The organism is Acinetobacter sp. AG1, assembly GCF_001005525.1.
GTDB classification, from domain to species: domain Bacteria; phylum Pseudomonadota; class Gammaproteobacteria; order Pseudomonadales; family Moraxellaceae; genus Acinetobacter; species Acinetobacter modestus.
In genome coordinates, this window is the sequence record NZ_LBMZ01000113.1 from 72087 (window position 1) to 93294 (window position 21208).

The window sequence follows — 21208 nt, forward strand, 5'->3', positions numbered from 1 at the left end:
TACTTTAGATGAAAGCCTTAAGCCACCTGACCTTCTAAAAAGTCTTGTGCAAAACGCTGAAGTACACCACCTGCTTCATAAACAGAGACTTCTTCTTCTGTATCTAAACGGCAAGTCACAGGCACTTCAAGAATTTCTTCTTTGCCATCCGCTGTGGCACGTTCAATCACTAAAGTTAAAGTCGAACGAGGTGCAATATTACCAATAACGCTATACAGCTCAGTACCATCTAACTTTAAGGTTTTACGGTTCACACCTGCTTTAAACTCAAGCGGTAAAACACCCATACCGACTAAGTTAGTACGGTGAATACGCTCAAAACCTTCAGCAACAATCGCTTCAACACCTGCAAGACGAACACCTTTCGCTGCCCAGTCACGGCTTGAACCTTGACCATAATCCGCACCTGCAATGATGATCAACGGTTGCTTACGGTTCATGTAAGTTTCAATCGCTTCCCACATACGCATCACTTCGCCTTCTGGCTCGACACGCGCTTTTGAACCTTGCTTAATGGTGCCATCTGAACGAACCACCATTTCATTAAACAGTTTTGGATTCGCAAATGTTGCACGTTGCGTAGTGAGATGGTCGCCACGATGGGTTGCGTATGAGTTAAAGTCTTCCTCAGGCACGCCCATTTTCGCCAAATATTCACCTGAAGCACTGTCTAACACAATCGCATTCGATGGGGACAAGTGATCGGTGGTGATGTTATCGCCCAAGATTGCAAGTGGACGCATGTTGCTTAAAGTACGTGGTGCAGCCAACGCGCCTTCCCAGTACGGCGGACGACGAATATAAGTACTCATTGGACGCCAGTCATACAATGGGCTTGCCGCTTCTTCATTGACACCCAAATCAAACATTGGAATGTAGATTTTACGGAACTGCTCAGGCTTCACTGATTCTTTCACTAAAGCATCAATTTCAGCATCCGATGGCCAAATGTCTTTCAGGTAAATTGGATTACCGTCTTTGTCATTTCCAAGAGAATCGGTTTCGATGTCAAAACGAATCGTACCTGCAATCGCATACGCCACTACCAGTGGAGGCGATGCCAAAAACGCTTGTTTTGCGTATGGATGGATACGACCATCGAAGTTACGGTTCCCCGAAAGTACCGCAGTTGCATATAGGTCACGATCAATGATTTCTTGTTGAATCACTGGATCAAGTGCGCCTGACATCCCATTACAGGTGGTACATGCATAAGCCACGATACCAAAGCCAAGTTTCTCAAGATCACCCAATACACCCGCTTCTTCAAGATACAGCGCAGCTGCCTTAGAACCTGGTGCAAATGAAGATTTCACCCAAGGTTTACGCACTAAACCAAGTTCATTGGCTTTACGTGCCAATAAACCTGCGGCAACGGTATTACGTGGGTTAGAAGTATTGGTACAAGAGGTAATCGCAGCAATAATTACTGCACCATCAGGAATTAAACCTTCGGCTTCTTGTGCTTTCGCTGCATCCAAATTGCCTGCGATGCCTTTCGCTTTCAAATCAGCAGTAGAAACACGTGCATGTGGGTTTGATGGCCCTGCAATGTTACGAGTCACTGTTGAAAGATCGAAACGAAGTACACGTGGGTACTGCGCTTTGGTCATATCAGATGCCCAAAGACCGATTTCTTTGGCATATTGCTCAACCAATGCCACTTGCGCATCTTCACGACCTGTTAAGCGTAAATAGTCGATGGTGTTCTGGTCGATGTAGAACATCGCAGCAGTTGCGCCGTATTCAGGTGTCATGTTCGAGATGGTTGCACGGTCGCCTACAGACATGCTGTCAGCACCTTCACCGAAGAACTCTAAATAGGCACCAACAACACGCTCTTTACGCAAGAACTCAGTTAATGCCAATACGATATCCGTTGCGGTAATACCTGCTTGACGCTGACCAACAAACTCAACACCAATAATGTCAGGTAGGCGCATCCACGATGCACGACCAAGCATGACATTTTCAGCTTCCAAGCCACCCACGCCAATCGAAATTACGCCAAGCGCATCGGTATGTGGTGTGTGTGAATCTGTACCAACACAGGTATCAGGGAATGCTAAGCCATCACGGTTTTGAATCACTGGAGACATTTTCTCCAAGTTGATTTGATGCATGATGCCGTTGCCCGCAGGGATCACATCGACATTTTTAAATGCGGTCTTCGTCCACTCAATAAAGTGGAAACGGTCTTCGTTACGACGATCTTCAATCGCGCGGTTTTTCTCAAACGCGTCAGGATCAAAGCCACCAAATTCCACCGCCAAAGAGTGATCAACGATCAACTGAGTTGGCACCACTGGATTGACTTTAGATGGATCACCACCTTTTTCAGCAATCGCATCACGCAAGCCCGCAAGGTCAACGAGTGCCGTTTGACCTAAGATGTCATGACAGACCACGCGCGCAGGATACCAAGGAAAATCCAAGTCCTGACGGCGTTCGATCAATTGCGTTAAATAATCAGTTAAATTTTCTGCATCGGCTTTACGCACAAGCTGTTCTGCCAACACTTTCGAGGTGTATGGCAAAGTTTCATATGCGCCTGGCTGAATGTCTTCAACGGCTTGACGCACGTCATAGTATTCGAGCTGGGTATCTGCCAGCGGTTTACGGTATTGATTTGACATTAACCACGCTCCGCCAATGGTTTGAATTCTAGGTTTTCAGGGCCAGTGTAGTTCGCGCTTGGACGAATGATCTTGCCATCTTGACGCTGTTCAATCACGTGTGCTGACCAACCTGCTGTACGAGCGATTACGAATAATGGAGTGAACATTGCTGTTGGAACACCCATCAAGTGATAGCTCACCGCGCTGAACCAATCGAGGTTCGGGAACATGTTCTTCACTTCTTTCATCACTGCTTCTAAGCGTTCAGCGATGAGGTACATCTTGTTGTTCTCTTGCGCTTCAGCAAGGTCATACGCAACTTTTTTGATCACTTCGTTACGTGGATCAGAGATGGTATAAACAGGGTGACCAAAGCCGATGATCACTTCTTTTTTCTCAACACGGCTACGGATGTCTGCTTCTGCTTCGTCAGCGTTGTCATAACGTTGTTGAATCACGAATGCAACTTCGTTTGCACCACCATGTTTTGGACCACGCAGCGCACCAATACCACCAGTAATTGCTGAGTACATGTCTGAACCTGTACCTGCAACAACACGTGACGTAAATGTAGATGCGTTGAATTCATGCTCAGCATACAAAATCAAAGACGTATGCATGGCTTGAATCCATTCTTCAGATGGCGCTTCGCCATGAAGTAAATGGAGGAAATGCGCAGCAATTGAATCGTCATTCGTTTCAACTTCGATACGACGACCGTTATTGCTGAAGTGGTACCAATACAACAACATTGAACCCAAGCTTGCCATCAATTTGTCAGCGATGTCTTTTGCACCTGCTTCATTGTGGTCTTCATGTTCAGGCGTTAAACAACCTAAAACTGACACACCTGTACGCATTACATCCATTGGGTGTGCAGATGGCGGTAACTGCTCAAGTGCAGTTTTCAATGCTGCTGGTAAGCCTCGAAGTGCTTTAAGTTTTGCTTTATAGGCTTTCAACTCAGCTTTGTTTGGCAGTTTGCCATGTACCAATAAGTGAGCAACTTCTTCAAATTCGCTACCGACTGCAAGGTCAAGAATGTCATAACCACGGTAGTGCAGGTCATTACCACTACGACCTACGGTACAAAGCGCAGTATTGCCTGCAACTTGACCACTTAATGCAACTGATTTTTTTGGCTTGAAGCCGACTGGTGTTTCATTACTGCTCATAAGATTGTCCTTTTTATATTCTTAGGTTAAAACTTACAAAGTTCTTAATCTCCTTAAATCCCTCTTTCTAAAGAGGGGCTTTCCACCCTTCCTAAATCATCCAAGATTTAGAAGATTCCCCTCTTTTTTAAAGATGAGGAACATGGTTTCGCAAGCGGGGGAGATTTTTAAACTTATTTATTCTTCGCAAAAGTTCCATCAAGATACTGTTCAAACGCATGGTAGTTAATGCGCTCATACAATTCTTGACGAGTTTGCATGGTGTCAACAACGTTCTTCTGTGTGCCTTCTTTACGCAGAGTCTCATACACATTTTCCGCTGCTTTGTTCATCGCGCGGAATGCTGAAAGTGGATATAACGCAATGCTCACATCCGCAGAAGCCAATTCTTCAGTCGTAAACAATGGTGTAGAACCAAATTCAGTAATGTTCGCTAATACTGGAACTTTGGTCAGATCAGCAAACTGCTTGTACATTGCCAATTCAGTGATCGCTTCAGGGAATAACATATCCGCACCTGCTTCAATGTAAGCACCTGCACGATCAATCGCTGCTTGTAGGCCTTCTACCGCTAAAGCATCGGTACGTGCCATGATCACAAAGTTTTCATCAGTACGTGCATCAACCGCAGCTTTAATACGATCAACCATTTCTTGTTGCGTAACAATCGCTTTGTTAGGACGGTGTCCACAACGTTTAGCACCAACTTGGTCTTCGATGTGCATTGCTGCTGCGCCAAACTTAATCATTGATTTAGTAGTACGTGCAATATTAAACGCTGAAGCACCAAAACCTGTATCCACGTCAACCAATAATGGTAGATCACAGACATCCGTAATACGGCGTACATCGGTCAATACATCATCAAGGTTGCTAATTCCCAAGTCAGGTAAACCTAACGAACCTGCCGCAACACCACCACCTGACAAATAAATAGCTTTATAGCCAGCACGTTTTGCTAACAATGCATGGTTGGCGTTAATCGCACCAACCACTTGTAATGGTTTTTCATTTGCGACCGCGTCGCGGAATAGCTGACCAGCAGATTTAGCCATGTTGATGTTCTCCTTGGGTTTGCAGCAATGTTTGCTCAACAATTTTGTAGGATGCATTGATGTGACGGTGCATTAGCATTTCAGCAAGTTCACCATCACCCTCTGCAATCGCATCTAAAATGCGGATATGTTCATCCCAAGCTTTGCTTGGTCGATCTGGGGTATTTGAAAATTGAATTCGATACATACGGATGAGGTGATACAGCTCATCACATAACATTTTTTCGAGGGTTTTATTACCACTGCTTTTAATAATGCAGTAATGGAAATCATCTTGACCCTCTTGCAGATAATAGCCCTTACCTGCTTTAAAATTTTCATCTTCAGCATGCATCCGCAACACATCACGCAATGCTAAAATTTGTTTCTTATCAATATGCTGAGCTGCTAATTTACAGGCTAAACCCTCAAGCGAAGCGCGAATCTGATAGAGTTCTTGAAACTGTTGTAGAGAAAGAGAAACAACTCGCGCACCAACATGTGCCGTACGCTCAACCAATCTCTGCCCTTCAAGACGATGAATCGCCTCACGCAATGGACCACGACTAATCCCGTAAATACGTGCCAACTCGGGCTCTGAAATTTTGCTGCCCGCAGGAATTTGTCCTAATACGATTGCTGATTGAATTTGCTTAAATACATGTTCCGTCAGGGTAATACTCTGACTTGTGCTGATGGCTTGAGGAACAAGGGTATCTTGCATATTGTCGACAATCTCTACAGTTTTGATGATTTTATAACGAGATAGAAGAAAAAATGCAATAGGATTGTCGACAATAAAATAGACTGATCCAGTCAATACTATTCGCTTGACTCACAATAGAATGTTCTGAAAAAGGTACTAAAAATATAAAATAATTATATATAAAACATATTCTTACTAAAATTTAAGTACTTTATTTCAATTGATTCAAGGCATTTTCCCCAGTATTTATATTACGTATGCTACGACCATGGTATGACAGCTTGATTGTAGACAATCCTTATAATCGATCGATTTTATACGAATTTTTGTAAGTAAATACTGCACCAGAAATGTAAATAACAGCGTGCTTCATAGGCGCTTTATTGGTACATTATTGGGCATCTGGAGTCATGCTCCGCAAGACACATCCATGCACCTTGTTGAATAAAAGGACATTGTTAATGTTTCAACATATCCCACCTTATGCAGGCGACCCAATTCTCTCTTTAATGGAACAGTTTAATGCTGATCCACGCGCTGAAAAGGTTAATCTAAGTATTGGTTTGTACTATAACGAAGACAGTATCGTTCCTCAGCTTGATACCATTATCGAAGCGCAAAAACGTATTGCACCTAAAAATGATAAAACCAAACTTTATCTTCCAATGGAAGGCTTTAAGCCTTATCGTGACGCAATTCAAGCGCTATTGTTTGGCGCAAACAGCCCTGCTATTCAACAAGGTCGTGTTGCAACGATTCAAACATTGGGTGGTTCAGGTGCATTAAAAGTCGGTGCAGATTTCTTAAAAACTTATTTCCCAAATTCAGAAGTTTGGGTGAGCCAACCAACGTGGGATAACCATGTTGCGATCTTCAACGGTGCTGGTATCAAGAGCAACTACTATCCATATTTCGATGCTGAAACACGTGGCGTTGATTTTGATGGCATGTTATCGACATTAAAAACTTTGCCAGAGCAAAGCATTGTGTTGTTACACCCTTGCTGCCACAACCCGACAGGTGCGGATCTAAATCCAGCACAGTGGGATCAAGTGATTGCGGTATTAAAAGAGCGTAACTTGATTCCATTCCTTGACATCGCTTACCAAGGCTTTGGCGATAGCATGGAACAAGATGCTTATGCGATTCGTGCTTTAGACCAAGCTGGTTTAAACTTCATCGTCAGCAACTCGTTCTCTAAAATCTTCTCACTTTATGGTGAACGTGTTGGTGGTTTAACTTTCGTGTGTGATGATGCTGAAGCAGCAAAATGCACATTCGGTCAGTTAAAAGCAACGGTACGTCGTATCTACTCTAGCCCACCAACAACTGGTGCATGGTTGGTTGATCAAGTCTTAAATGACGCTGATCTGAATCAACAATGGCAAGGCGAAGTCAAAGAGATGCGTGAGCGTATTATCAAAATGCGTAGCATCTTAAAAGATGAACTGACTAAAGCACTTCCTGACCGTGACTTTAGCTACCTTGTAAACCAAAAAGGTATGTTCAGCTACACAGGTTTGACAGGCGAGCAAGTCGACACCTTACGTGAAGAATATGCAATTTACCTTGTACGTAGTGGTCGTATCTGTGTTGCTGGTTTAAATATGAATAATATTTATAAAGTTGCCACAGCAATGGCTGAAGTTCTAGCAAAATCAGCTTAAAATCCCGCTAAATCTCCCCTTTTAAAAGGGAGGCTTTATGGATCAAAAAAGGTTGTTTCACGTGAAACAACCTTTTTTTATTTTTTATAAAATCGAAGCGATCTAACTTAAAAATTGACCATTAAACCCAAGCATAGAGAAATCTCTTCCTCATTAAATGTGTATCTATGAATGTTCAACTCCTCTATCTCTTTGTATACTGCAAAACATTAACAAACTACAAATAGCCCTTCTCAAAATGACTCAACTGACTTGCTTTAAAGCCTACGATATTCGCGGAAAATTAGGCACAGAATTGAATGAAGAAATCGCGTATAAAATTGGTCGTGCATACGGACAAATCTACAAACCTAAAAAAGTGGTGATTGGTTGTGACATCCGTCTGAGTAGTGAAGGTTTAAAACAAGCAACCATTCAAGGTCTCAATGATGCGGGTGTCAATGTTCTAGATTTAGGCATGACGGGCACTGAAGAAGTCTATTTCGGCGCTTTTCATCTTGATGTTCAGGGCGGCATTGAAGTCACGGCGAGCCATAATCCAATGGACTATAATGGCATGAAATTGGTTCGTGAAAATGCACGTCCAATCAGTGCTGATACAGGCTTAAAAGACATCCAAGCTCTCGCTGAATCAGGTACTTTTATCGAAGTTGAGCAGAAAGGTTCAACTGAAAACTATAATGTTTTGCCTGAGTTTATCGATCACCTATTAACATATATTGATCCACAAAAAATTAACCCCCTTAAGCTGGTGGTAAATGCTGGCAATGGGGCAGCAGGTCATGTGATTGATGCCATTGAACAGAAATTTCAAGAACTCAATATTCCAGTTGAATTTATTAAAATTCATCATGAAGCAGATGGCACTTTTCCAAATGGGATTCCAAATCCAATCTTAATTGAAAATCGTGACAGCACCCGTGATGCTGTGCTTGCGCATCATGCAGATATGGGCATTGCATGGGATGGTGACTTTGACCGCTGCTTCCTATTCGATGAAAAAGGTCAATTCATCGAAGGTTATTACATCGTTGGCTTATTGGCACAAGCATTCTTGATCAAACAATCAGGTGAGAAGATTGTGCATGACCCACGTCTAGTATGGAATACCTTTGATATCGTAGAGCAATATCAGGGTATCGCGGTGCAATCAAAGTCTGGACATGCTTTTATTAAAGATGTGATGCGCGAACACAATGCTGTTTACGGTGGAGAAATGAGTGCTCACCACTATTTCCGAGACTTTGCTTATTGTGATAGCGGTATGATTCCTTGGTTACTCACCATTGCCCTACTCTCTGAAACAGGTCAATCACTTTCAACATTAGTTGAGAATATGATTACCAAATTCCCATGTAGCGGTGAAATCAATTTTAAAGTGGCGGATACACAAGCAACGGTACAAAAGATTTTTAATCATTATGCCGATCAGAATCCACAGGTTGATCATACCGATGGTGTCAGCCTTGATTTTGGTGCATGGCGTTTGAATGTCCGTGCTTCCAATACCGAGCCTTTACTGCGTTTAAATATTGAAAGCCGCGCTGATAGGAATCCACAACCGATGCAACATTATGTTGATGAATTAACGGCTTTGATTCAAGGCTAATTTAGCCCAATAAAAAAGGAGCGTATGGCTCCTTTTTTATTGCTTTAGCATTCAGTTAAAGCCATTGGGATTCTGCTTCTGCCAATTCCAGCTATCCGCCAGCATATCTTCCAAGGTATATTGAGGCTGCCAACCGAGCTCGCTCAATGCACGCGTATTGTCTGCAAATGAAGTGGCAACATCACCTGCACGACGTGGCGCAAATTCAAACGCAACAGGCACACCATTGATTTGCTCAAAGGTATTTTTGACTTGTAATACCGATGAGCCATTGCCTGTGCCAATGTTCCAAGCACGACAGCCTTGTGTAGATAAACGATTATTCAAAGCACACAGATGAGCATTGGCCAAATCGACTACATGGATATAATCACGAACACCAGTACCATCTACAGTGTCATAATCATTGCCATAAATGGACAATTTTTCGCGACGACCGACTGCGACTTGTGTGACATAAGGCATTAAGTTATTTGGAATTCCTTGCGGATCTTCACCAATCTGACCACTTTTATGCGCACCAACAGGGTTAAAATAACGAAGTAAAGCAATCGACCAACGTGAATCTGCCTGTGCCAGTTTTTGCAGCATTTGCTCAACAATCAGTTTGGTATAACCATAATTGTTATTTGGCATTCCTGTTGGCATATCTTCATTCAAAGGCGAAAGATTGGCTTCGTCATAAACCGTTGCAGATGAGCTGAATACCAAGCTAAATACACCTGCGTGCTCCATCGCCTTGACCAACTGGATACTACCCGCAATATTATTATCAAAATAAGCCAATGGAATCTGCTGGCTTTCACCAACCGCTTTCAGGCCAGCAAAATGAATGACAGCATCAATCTGATGGTCTTGGAAAACTGAATCTAACTCAGCCTGATTGCGAATATCACCCTGCACAAACACCAAACTTTTATTTGATAATGCTTGTACTCGACGCAAAGACTCTTCCGAGCTATTTGATAGGTTATCGAAGACGATCACCTCGTGACCTGCCTTGAGCAATTCCAAACAGGTATGAGAGCCAATATAACCCGCACCACCCGTCACTAAAATTTTAGCCATCTGTTTTTCCTAATAATATTTTCAACAAACCTTGTGTTGATGCATCAAATTTAGAGAGATCATCCTGTTCACGATTCAAAATCGGTAACAGCTGATTGGCAATTTCTTTACCTTTCTCAACGCCCCATTGGTCAAAGGGATTAATATTCCACAACACCGACTGCACAAAAACCTTATGTTCATACATCGCAATCAGCATCCCTAAGCTATAAGGATTCAGCTCTTTGAGTAAAATAGTGGAGCTGGGTTGATTGCCTTCATATTGTTTATACGTTGGTAAATCTTCCAGTTCATCTGCTGCCAAGGGTTGATTCCCAAAAGCCAACAGGCGCGACTGTGCTAAACAGTTGGATAAAGCCAAATGATGCTGCTCAGCCAAGGCCTCTGCACTTTCAGCATAGGTAAACTGATTAGCATTATAGCGTTTCACAGGGGCAATAAAGTCACAACTGACGGAGTGCGTGCCTTGATGCAGCAACTGATAAAAGGCATGCTGTGCATTGGGCCCAACCTCTCCCCACACAATTGGGCAAGTGGCTGAACTGACCTTTTCTCCATTGCGTTGAATCGATTTACCATTAGATTCCATTTCAAGCTGCTGCAAATAAGCTGCAAAATATTTGAGACGGCCATCATACGGTAAAACTGCATGGGTCTGGATATCGAGAAAATTGTTATTCCACACACCTAACAGACCCATCAAAACAGGAATATTCTGCTGAAATGGTGCGGATTGAAAATGCTGGTCAATCGCATAAGCACCTGCTAACAGTTGCTTAAATCCCTCAACGCCAATGGTCAGGGCAATTGGTAAACCAATACATGACCACAGTGAATAACGACCACCGACCCAATCCCATAACAACAGCTGTTTATCGGCAGCAATGCCCCACTCTGTCATCTTGTCAGGCTTAGTCGAAACCCCGATAAAATGATTTTGCAGAATCTTGTCATTATACCCCAATGCCTTTTCTAACCATTGACGCACGGTTTGTGCATTGGAAAGTGTATCAATGGTGCCAAATGATTTTGACGAGATAATAAATAAGGTTGTTTCAGGACGAAGTTGATGCAATAACTCAGATAGCTGGCTGCCATCCATGGTCGAAACAAAATGCACATCTAAAGCTTTTGTGGTCGCGACCTTAAAGTCGGAGAGTGCATGCGTCACCATGAGTGGGCCGAGATCAGAGCCGCCCACACCAATATTGACTACATCTTGAATCACCTCACCTGTCGCACCACGATACTGCCCTGCATGGATTTTATCCACCAAGGCATACATACGTTCTAGCTGCTGCTGTACCAGTTGATTGACTTCGGAAAAATCTGAACCCGATTGAGGTAAACGCAGAGCCCAATGCATCGCTGCACGATGTTCTGTATAGTTAATCTGCTCAGATGAAAACAGTGTTTTGATCCACCGTTTTAAATCTTGTGCCTGTGCTAAATCCACTAAGCTATTTAAAATAGTTTGATCAATACGATGCTTACTAAAGTCCAAAACAATTTGTTCATACTCAACCGAAAAACGTTTAAAGCGTGCAGAATCTGCTGCAAATAATGTATTTAGATGAACCTCTTTAAATTGCTGTTGTAAAGATATCAGGTTCTCCACTACGGAAGCCTGCTCTTTTACAGCAAAAGGCTGAATCTGCTCGATCATCTTTAACGTCCCACACCCATATATGCAAAACCTTGTGCTTTGACATAGTCAGGATCGTAAATATTGCGACCATCCAAAATTAAAGGATGCCTCATCAACTGTTCAAGCTGCTTAAATTCTGGACTCCAGTATTGTTTCCATGCAGTGAGTACACAAAGACCATGCACATTTTTTACCGCATCATACTGATTTTCACAAAGAATCAGATCGTCACGTTGACCATACATTAGCTTTATTTCATCTAAAGCTTGAGGATCATGCAGATAAACCGTTACGCCTTGTGCCCAGAGTGCTGCAAGCATTTGGTGAATAGGTGATTGCTGAATACTTGAGGTATTTTCTTTAAAAGAAGCACCCCAAATTGCAACAGATTTTCCCTGTAAATCCCCATGATAATAGTTCCAAAACTTACGGAACAAGATTTCTTTTTGTTGCTCATTAATTTCCCATACTTGTGCAAGCAATTGGCTTTTAACACCTGTATTTGCAACTGTATTAGAGAGTGTCAGAATATCATGAGAAAAATTTTCACCGCCAAAACCAGCACCAGGGGCTAAGTAAGCAGAACCAATACGGTTATCCGCAGCCATACCCTGACGTACTGATACAATATCAATCCCAAGTTTCTCAGCAACCACAGCCAAATCATTGATATAGCTGATCCGTGTTGCCAACATACCTGAGATACTGAGTTTGGTAAACTCAGCATCTAGAATCGGCATAAATAGATATTGCTGTGCCAAAGGAAAAAAAGGGCGCAGCAATTCTTTTATTTTGAGCTGAACATTAGTTTGAGTACATCCCACGATCAACTGCTTAGCTTGGGTCAGACTCTGTAACGCATTTCCCTCTTGGATGGTATCTGGTAAATAGACCCAGTCATCTTCAGAAAGGATTTGTTGAAAATGCTCAGTCCCATGTAAGCCAAAGGTGGATGCATTGATCATCAGTTTAGGATGAATAATCGGACGCTGTTTTATTGATGCTAACAGTTGAAAAACTTGTTGCTCTTGGGTTTGATTAAAACTAAATAAGTAAGCGTCAATGTCTAAAGGAATCTCTTCAAAATGACGATAATTTAGAAAACCGCTACTGAGTTGTTTTTCTAGTAAGTGACTGACATTTTCATCATGAAAAGAATATTGCTGACCATTTTCACTTGGGTTGAGGTGGGAACACCAATATACAAAATGTCCAGATTCAGACAATAATGCAGACATCACGCCTGCATATAATGTATTGCCAAAGATTGCAACTTTCATAACTACATGCCCTAAAACTATAGGGCTAATTCTTGGATTAAGCCCTTAAACTCTACGCCCAATTTTGGATGCTCGACACCATAGTGTAATACAGCTTTTAAATATCCAAGCTTACTACCACAATCAAAGGTTTGTCCCTTCATACGGTAGGCTTCCACAGTTTCTGATCGCTGCAATGCTGCAATCGCATCCGTGAGTTGGATTTCATTCCCTGCCCCACGGGGTGTATCTGCTAATAGACCCATAATCTGAGCGGGTAAAATATAACGTCCCACCACCGATAAATTTGAAGGAGCTGTACCGACAGCAGGCTTTTCAACAATTCCCTGCATCGTAATACTTTCACCTTCGTTCGGTGTAACTGCAACATCTACAATACCATATTGATCGACTAGATGATCAGGCACTGCTTCTACCATGATCTGTGCTGCTTGCGACTGTTCAAAACGCTGAATCATTAATGATAAATCATTATCACAGCTTTGGTTCTTCACCAGTACATCAGGCAATAACACCGCAAAGGCTTCATCGCCCACGATATCTTTCGCACACAATACCGCATGACCTAGTCCTAGGGGTTGTGGTTGGCGTACACTGACCACACTGACATGCTTCGGTAAAATATCAGTAATTTCTTTCAGCAGGTCAAATTTCTTTTTTTGTTCTAAAGTTGTTTCAAGCTCAAAGTTACGATCAAAATAGTTTTCAATTGAAGCTTTTGAGGAATGAGTGACCAAAATAATTTGTTCTATACCTGCCTCAACTGCCTCACGTACCACATACTCAATTGCGGGACGATCGACAACCGTCACCATTTCCTTTGGAATGGATTTACTTGCTGGTAAAAAACGGGTGCCTAAACCTGCGACGGGTAAAATTGCTTTTTTGATCATAAAACACTCTCTTAATTAACTCTTACTTCGCCGCTACGTTTATAGCCATCAACATAATATTCTAACTGACTTAAAGCCCAATCTACATCATGATCCACGGCAGTCATTTGATTGATTCGACTAAATACCAATTGAATTTCTTGTAACGGATAATGCTTTTCAAAAGAACGTAAAATACGAGTATGCTCGGTATAACCTGTGTTATCTTGATCGATGAGTAGTTCCTCGTAAAGTTTTTCTCCCGGACGTAAACCACTATAAGCGATTTCAATATCACCATCCGTTGTATTTGCTTCTCGAACTTTTAAACCACTTAAAGCGATCATTTGTCGTGCTAAATCCTGAATTCGAACAGGTTCCCCCATATCGAGTAAGAACACATCACCACCTGAACCTAATGCCCCAGCTTGAATGACTAACTGAGAAGCTTCAGGAATCGTCATAAAATAACGCGTTACATCAGGATGAGTCACCGTAATTGGGCCCCCTTTTGCAATCTGCTGTCTAAATAAAGGTACAACCGAACCAGAAGAACCCAATACATTTCCGAAACGTACGATACTGATCTGAGTATTTGGTTTCGTCTCAGCCACGGCTTGACAATAAAGCTCGGCCATCCGCTTCGATGCACCCATGACATTAGTCGGTCTGACTGCTTTATCAGTTGAAATCAGTACAAAGGTTTCCACGCCTTTTTTTACAGCGGCATTTAAACTATTTGCAGTTCCAATTGCATTATTTTTTAATCCAGCAATTGGATTACACTCAACCAATGGAACATGTTTATAAGCGGCGGCATGATAGACTGTCTGCACATGATATTGTTCGATGATACGTTCTAATTTTTGTTGATCTTGTACAGTTCCTAAAATGGGAACAATTTCGCAACTGGCAGTTTGCCTTAACTCTTTATCAATATCATATAATGCAAATTCAGTTAATTCATATAAAACCAGCATTTTAGGTTGATTTTTTATGATTTGTCGACAAAGCTCCGAACCAATCGATCCACCAGCACCTGTCACCATAACAATTTTATCTTGAATATTTTTAGCCAATAAATGGGCAATAGGTGGAACAGGATCTCGTCCTAAAAGGTCAATAATATCAACCTCACGGATATCTGAAACTCGAATATCACCATCAACAAGTTTAGTTAGCCCTGGCAGTTCTGTGACTTTAACAAATGCTGGTTCTAACTGTTGAATAATTTCACTTTTTCGTACACGCCCCACAGAAGGTAAAGCAAGTAAGATTTCATCTATCTTATATTTTTTAAAATTCCGCAGTGCTTTCGCAGTAGAATAAACTTTTAAGCCACCTACAATTTGATCTTGTAGTGAAACTTTATCATCAATAAAGAAAACTGGCGTATGGTCATCTGAGCGATGTAAAGCTGCTGCGATTTGCTGACCAGCATCACCTGCACCATAAATTGCAACCCTTTTACAACCACCATGAGTGTGCAAGGTCGCTTTCACAATAAAACGAATAAATGCTCGACTGCACCATATCCATGCAAACATCATAAAGCCGAACATAAATGGAATCGACATCGGGATATATGCATGACTAAATGCATTAATTCCATACAGTATTATCATCATACTGCATACAGCAAATGCCAGTTTGACAATAAAGACTTCATCAAATGTTCGAACAATAAAATGATAAACGCCTGTCAACAATAAGCTAATAATTGAAAAAAATGTGATTAAAATTACACCGTGGTTAAGTCCAGGTACAACTTCTGCCCCTAAATCAAATAAGCGAATGACATAACACAACCATAAAATCACAGGAAATGCGAATAAGTCTAAAAATACCAATAGAGCTTGTTTAGCTAGCCTTGGTGCTGATGCAAGCTGATAAATAATCTTTTTCACAATAATCTTCTAATTATCCCACTAAGCATGCGCACGTTATACGCAATTCTTCCACAAGCTGAAATGACGATCTTGCATTAATAATACAACGATAAAGCAAAAAGCTAATTTATGATTACCTGCTTTAAGCTCTATCGCCTATTCTCTCATCAATGATCTAAAACTTTCTTTAGTTTTTCAATCACATCAACAGTTTTCTTAATATTATCTTCGCTCAGTGTTGGATGTACTAAAAACATGAGACTAGTTTCACCAAGCTGCTGGGCATTTTTTAAACGTTCTTCCGGTCGCCAATTCGTATTATCAAAAGCATGCTCTAAATACACTTCAGAACATGAACCACTATAACATGGTACACCTTCTGCATTGATAAATTGCATGATTCGGTCACGAGACCAACCACTTGGTAACGCATTTATATTGACTTGCACATAACATTTATATTGTGCATGTAGATAATCATCTGTTGGTCGATTTACAGTAAAATAAATAGAATTAGCAAATGCTTTTAATATTTTATCTGCATTTTCTATCCTATTTTTCGTCCAATCTGGCATATAAGTTAATTGAATGCGACCAATAACAGCTTGCATTTCCATCATACGCCAGTTTGTTCCAAAAGAATCGTGTAACCAACGAAATCCTGGTGGATGTTGTTTATTGTAGACACTATCGTAGCTTTTGCCATGATCTTTATAAGACCACATTTTTTTCCACAGGCTCTCATCGTTAGTGGTAACCATTCCACCTTCGCCACCCGTAGTCATAATTTTATCTTGGCAAAATGACCACGCAGCAATGTGACCGACAGAACCTGCAGGCTTACCTTTATATTTAGCACCATGCGCTTGAGCACAATCTTCTATGACATATAAACCCTTTTCAGCTGCTAACTGCATAATTGGATCCATATCGCACATCCAGCCAGCCAAATGAACACAAATGATCGCTTTCGTATTTGGTGTTAATACAGCCTCTATTGTTCGTCTTGAAATATTTTGTGAATCTAACTCAACATCAGCAAAAATTGGATTCGCTCCAGCTGTAACAATCGAACTTGCTGAAGCTAAGAAAGTACGTGAAGTTACAATCACATCATCGCCAGTACCAATTTGTAATGCTTTCAGTGCCACATCAAGTGCAACAGTCCCATTTGCTAGAGCAACGGCATATTTTGTACCAGAAAACGATGCAAATTCCTTTTCAAATTCACGGCATTCTTGCCCTGTCCAATAATTTACTTTATTCGAAAGCAATATATTTTTAACTGCATCTGCTTCTTTCTCTGTAAAGCTTGGCCATGGTTCAAATGCTGTGTTTAACATACTCTCATCCCTTTATATTGCTGATAAAATTTATTTTTTCTCTAAAATTCGTGCAGGATTTCCAACAACTGTGACACCAGCTGGAATACTCTTTGTAACGACTGCGCCCATACCAATCACCGCACCTTTTCCAATTACTAAAGGCTTGTCTGGTGTACCTTGCTTAATTATTGCACCAGTACCGATATAAGCATGGTCTTCGATATGAATGTTCCCATTGCATTTAACACCTGGTGCAAAAGTCACATAGTCGCCAATCACACAGTCATGAGCAACATAGCTATAAATATTGGCATGAAAAAATTTTCCAATTTTAATATTTGAAGTCAGACAGGTAAATGGACAAAGTAAACTACCTTCACCAATTTCAACCTCATCCAACACAACCGTATTTGATGCTTGAATTGATAAGTGTTGGATATTATCTTGGTTTAACTGAGTAACTAATTTTTCACGGACACTGCTATTCGCAATTGCGATTGTAACAAGCTTATTTGATACTGGCTGTTTAATAAAATCTGTATAAGTTAGAACTGAGTATCCATTTAAATGAGTTCCGGCCTTTCCATCATCAATAAAAATAAAGTTTTCTTTAGCTAATATTGGAAATTGCTGGCGAACCAAAGGCATGACTTCCTTACCAAAACCACTCGCACCATATACACCGATTAGCATTGTCATTAACCTACTCCTTCTCACTTGAACCTGTGAATTTGCTCATTGTTGCTTCACCAGCTTCATTAATATCATCCTTAGCAATCACCTTTTTGACGGTTTTAAGCATAATTTTGAAGTCTAAACAAACTGATTGATTTTCTACATACCAAGTATCAAGTTTGAATTTCTCATCCCAGCCAATTGCATTACGACCATTAACTTGGGCATGACCAGTCATACCAGGACGAACGTTATGTCGTTTCGCTTGTTCATTATTATAAAGTGGTAAATATTCCATGAGTAATGGACGAGGCCCTACAATACTCATATCACCTTTGATGACATTCCATAACTCAGGCATTTCATCCAGACTTGTTGAACGTAACATTTTTCCAAAAGGGGTTAAACGTTCGTGATCAGGTAATGGATTCCCTTGTATATCAACTGCATCTTTCATCGTCCTAAATTTAATCATTTCAAAAGGTATCCCATTTAACCCTGGACGTACCTGACGGAAAAGAACTGGAGATCCTAGATTTTTTTTCACTTTATAAGCTACAAAAATATATAAAGGCGATAGAATTACCAATGCAATTGATGCAATCACAATATCAAATAAACGTTTAAGCATTTATAGTCCCAAAATATTCATCAATTTTTGATTAACTTTATCAGCGTCAAATTTTTCTATGGCAATCTTATAACTAGCATCTCCCATAGTTCTAACCTGATCTGGATGTTCTAAAAAATATATCATTTTTTTTGCCAATTCTTCGGCATTCCACTTTGGAACAATAAAACCATTCAAACCATTAACGACAGTTTCCCTGCATCCTGGGACATCTGTAGTGATAATTGCTCGACCAATTGCCATTGCTTCCTGGGTACTTCTAGGGACACCCTCACGATAAGACGGCAGAACAAAAACATCACTATTGGCAATCCATTCCTGAATGTTATCAACATGACCAGGGTATTCTATAATTCCCGTTTCTATTAAATCTAGTAACTCAGTCTCAGATAAAGCCCCTAAATTACTCTTATCAATCGCCCCTAGTACAGTGAATTGACTATCTGGATATTCTTTTTTTACAAGCTTTGCTGCTGCTACAAATTCATGTATACCTTTTTCTTTCAGCAACCTACCGATAAATAAGAATCGCATTTTTTGTACATTTATCGTAGCAGCAGGTCGATAAGGATATTCGTTCAAATTTAATCCGATTCCACCTAAGATACTTACACTTTTTATTGTTAAAGAATATTTTTTTACTAAATCTATAGGATCATCAGGGTTTAAAAAAATTAACGTATCTAAATAGGGAAATGTGATTCTATATAAGAAGATCTGAATATTCCGTATTAACTTAGCCTTAGAAGATATTCCATTAGGCTGATCAGTAAATGTATATCCTAAACCTTCTAACATACCAATTCGACGAGGCACTGCTGCCAATTTAGCAGCTAAAGTTCCAAAAATAACAGGTTTACTAAAGTATGAGAAAACGATATCGGGTTTAATTTCACGAATTTTATGGGAAAGCTTATAAGTTGCTATTAAATCTAATAAAGGATTCAATCCTCCACGATTTAATTCATAAATTACAGGAATTGCGCCTAAAGAGCTTATTTTTTCTAAATCAGTATCTTTATACTCTGAAATAAAAGCATAGATCACGTACCCTTTATAACGTAAAGATTTAATCAAATCTGCACGAAAACCATAAAAGCTTGATGCAATTGTACCAATAATAACAATTTTCTTAGTCATGAGATTCACAGGAATAGTTTAATCTTTCCAATTGATTAATTAAATCATCAACCAAATTAACTTTATTAATAAAACTCTCAGAACAATTAAACACATGCTCTCTAGAAGAAACTCTTACATCTTTACTGAATTCTAAAATAGAGTCAAAATCAGGAGCTCCATTCTTATAATAAGAAAAGTCCTCAGGAAAAATATCCCTATGCCCAGAATATACAGGAAGACCTAAACTAAGATATTCTCTAACTTTTAGTGTACAAGCCTCATGCATACCTTTTCGATATAAAGCAAAAGAGGATAAACCAACCCAACATTTTTGTGCTAGGTCATTAATTTCTTTTGTAGTAAGTTGACCATGAAAAATAACACGATTATCGTTTATAGCTAGTTCTTTATCAGCTTGCTCTACATTACCAACCACATGAAGAATAAATTTCTCATCTGTATTTTTCAAGTTAACTAATAGGAGGTCCAATCCATGCCATTCGAAAAAGTAACTTGCCACAAATAAAATTTCTGGAATATCTGATCTATTATCATTAAAAAGTTTTGATTCTAGAAATACACCATTAGGATAAACTAATGTTTTTTCTTTTTTCTTTATAATGCGCGTTTGCTCAAATTCAACAATCTCTTGAGTCACACCAATTATACCAGCTGCTCTTGATATACAAGCTCTTCCTAGCAAACTATCAGCTTGCCCACGACACTTTCCCAAAACGCCCAGACTATTTAGTTCCGGTAATTCAAGAGTATGATGTACTAAATAAGTTGGTATTAAGACCTTATGTAAAAATGCTAATAAAAAGGGGTCATGCACACTATATCTTAAAAGAATTATATCGTAATTTAAACTTTCATTTAAAAGCCAATTGTAAAACTCTTTTCTTATCTTAAACCATGCATATGCCTTTTTAATAAATCCTGTCGATTTAGACATACGGCTAGGAAAAACCACCTCATGATTAGGATAAGTATTCTGAGGGCAGAAAATTTTAACTGTTAAATCTTTACCCAACATATTAGCTGCTTTTTTCTCCCAGCACATTTGTTGATATATACCAGAAGAATATGAAAGCATTATAGCACAATGTAGAATTTTCATTTACCACTCAACATACTTAATTAATCGGGTTTAACTTTGATTGTTTAATGAATTTAAACATCAAAATAGATACAGCAAATAGTATAAAAAGATCTTTCCTAAACTCCCAATTCAATGTTAACAATGCTCCCAATAAGCTTATTAACGCAATAAAAATAAAAATGGCATTAAAATTCTTTGTCTTTATTATTGAAATAATAATGATTATATAATGATAAAAAATAAAAGTAGACCACAAAAGCAAACCCAAAAAACCGCCTTCAAAATAATTAGAAATAAAGGTATTATGAGCATTCATACCAATTAATGGAACTGTTGTACCAAAGCCATGACCTATTAAAAAATTAAATCCATCAACTTTATCTATAATTAATCTCCAAATAAGAAATCTATCTTCATCTTGCATATCAACACCTGACATAGCTCTATTTAAAGAATCAATTGGGATATACTCAAATAAAACATCACTAAAGATGAATAAGAAAACTGGAAACATAAATAATATTATTGGTTTTCTAACGCCAACAAGTAACAAAATTAGAAATAAACCTAAAACAAATACACCTAAAGATGCCCTTGAGCCCGTAGACAAAATGAAGAATGAGAATAAAAATATTATTGGAACTGCAAAAATAAATTTTATTTTTTTAGTAAAAATCAATAAATAAATAAAAATTACCGCAAGATTTAGAATAATACCAAAATTATTGGGATCAAACCCATCAGCTGAAAATCGACCAGTCCACTCATTATAACTTTGATTATAAAT

The 21208-nt window shown here is 39.7% G+C and carries 17 protein-coding genes; 2 read left to right on the forward strand and 15 right to left on the reverse strand.

Annotated elements, in window-relative coordinates:
- Positions 1–17 precede the first annotated feature (17 nt).
- From acnD to AAV96_RS10655, 4 genes are all read right to left on the reverse strand, one after another.
- A complete protein-coding gene (gene acnD, locus AAV96_RS10640) occupies positions 18–2636 on the reverse strand; it encodes a Fe/S-dependent 2-methylisocitrate dehydratase AcnD (RefSeq protein ID WP_046739286.1) in 2619 nt (872 codons plus the stop codon).
- The gene (prpC, locus tag AAV96_RS10645; RefSeq protein WP_046739287.1) at positions 2636–3793 is read right to left on the reverse strand and encodes a 2-methylcitrate synthase; all 1158 of its coding nucleotides are present in this window, start codon (positions 3791–3793) and stop codon (positions 2636–2638) included. The genes acnD and prpC overlap by 1 nt, the downstream gene beginning before the upstream one ends.
- Positions 3794–3966: 173 nt before the next feature.
- The gene (prpB, locus tag AAV96_RS10650; protein WP_004665301.1) at positions 3967–4848 is read right to left on the reverse strand and encodes a methylisocitrate lyase; all 882 of its coding nucleotides are present in this window, start codon (positions 4846–4848) and stop codon (positions 3967–3969) included.
- Positions 4841–5551: a GntR family transcriptional regulator gene (locus AAV96_RS10655; RefSeq protein WP_004665303.1), complete on the reverse strand. Its 711-nt coding sequence runs from the start codon at positions 5549–5551 to the stop codon at positions 4841–4843. The genes prpB and AAV96_RS10655 overlap by 8 nt, the downstream gene beginning before the upstream one ends.
- Positions 5552–5994: 443 nt before the next feature.
- Between AAV96_RS10655 and AAV96_RS10660 the strand changes: the two genes are divergently transcribed.
- Positions 5995–7200, forward strand: a complete 1206-nt coding sequence (locus AAV96_RS10660; RefSeq protein ID WP_005218911.1) for an aromatic amino acid transaminase — start codon at positions 5995–5997, stop codon at positions 7198–7200.
- A gap of 238 nt (positions 7201–7438) precedes the next feature.
- Positions 7439–8809, forward strand: a complete 1371-nt coding sequence (locus AAV96_RS10665; RefSeq protein ID WP_046739288.1) for a phosphomannomutase/phosphoglucomutase — start codon at positions 7439–7441, stop codon at positions 8807–8809.
- Between the two features lie 51 nt (positions 8810–8860).
- Here the strand turns inward: AAV96_RS10665 and galE are convergent, their stop codons facing one another.
- The 11 genes from galE to AAV96_RS18290 form a co-directional block, all read right to left on the reverse strand.
- Positions 8861–9877, reverse strand: a complete 1017-nt coding sequence (galE, locus tag AAV96_RS10670) for a UDP-glucose 4-epimerase GalE (protein WP_046739289.1) — start codon at positions 9875–9877, stop codon at positions 8861–8863.
- Positions 9870–11543 carry a glucose-6-phosphate isomerase gene (gene pgi / locus AAV96_RS10675; RefSeq protein ID WP_046739290.1) on the reverse strand — a complete coding sequence of 558 codons (1674 nt, stop codon included), beginning with the start codon at positions 11541–11543 and terminating at the stop codon, positions 9870–9872. The genes galE and pgi overlap by 8 nt, the downstream gene beginning before the upstream one ends.
- Before the next feature lie 2 nt (positions 11544–11545).
- On the reverse strand, positions 11546–12805 hold the full coding sequence (locus tag AAV96_RS10680; protein ID WP_046739291.1) for a nucleotide sugar dehydrogenase: 1260 nt from the start codon (positions 12803–12805) through the stop codon (positions 11546–11548).
- Between the two features lie 17 nt (positions 12806–12822).
- Complete coding sequence (gene galU / locus AAV96_RS10685; RefSeq protein ID WP_046739292.1) at positions 12823–13698, reverse strand: UTP--glucose-1-phosphate uridylyltransferase GalU; 876 nt, start codon at positions 13696–13698, stop codon at positions 12823–12825.
- Between the two features lie 11 nt (positions 13699–13709).
- On the reverse strand, positions 13710–15584 hold the full coding sequence (locus AAV96_RS10690; RefSeq protein ID WP_046739293.1) for a polysaccharide biosynthesis protein: 1875 nt from the start codon (positions 15582–15584) through the stop codon (positions 13710–13712).
- A gap of 149 nt (positions 15585–15733) precedes the next feature.
- Positions 15734–16909, reverse strand: a complete 1176-nt coding sequence (locus AAV96_RS10695) for a DegT/DnrJ/EryC1/StrS family aminotransferase (protein WP_046739294.1) — start codon at positions 16907–16909, stop codon at positions 15734–15736.
- Positions 16910–16939: 30 nt separating this feature from the next.
- Positions 16940–17590 (reverse strand): acetyltransferase, encoded by a 651-nt coding sequence (locus AAV96_RS10700; protein ID WP_046739295.1) that lies wholly within the window; start codon positions 17588–17590, stop codon positions 16940–16942.
- Between the two features lie 4 nt (positions 17591–17594).
- Positions 17595–18197, reverse strand: coding sequence for a sugar transferase (locus tag AAV96_RS10705; RefSeq protein WP_046739296.1), 603 nt, complete (start codon positions 18195–18197; stop codon positions 17595–17597).
- Entirely contained in the window at positions 18198–19337 is a 1140-nt protein-coding gene (locus AAV96_RS10710) for a glycosyltransferase family 4 protein (protein WP_046739297.1), read from the reverse strand. It abuts the gene before it with no gap.
- Entirely contained in the window at positions 19330–20439 is a 1110-nt protein-coding gene (locus tag AAV96_RS10715) for a glycosyltransferase (protein ID WP_046739298.1), read from the reverse strand. The genes AAV96_RS10710 and AAV96_RS10715 overlap by 8 nt, the downstream gene beginning before the upstream one ends.
- Positions 20440–20455: 16 nt before the next feature.
- A partial coding sequence (locus AAV96_RS18290; RefSeq protein ID WP_046739299.1) for an O-antigen ligase family protein occupies positions 20456–21208 on the reverse strand: 753 nt, incomplete at its 5' end.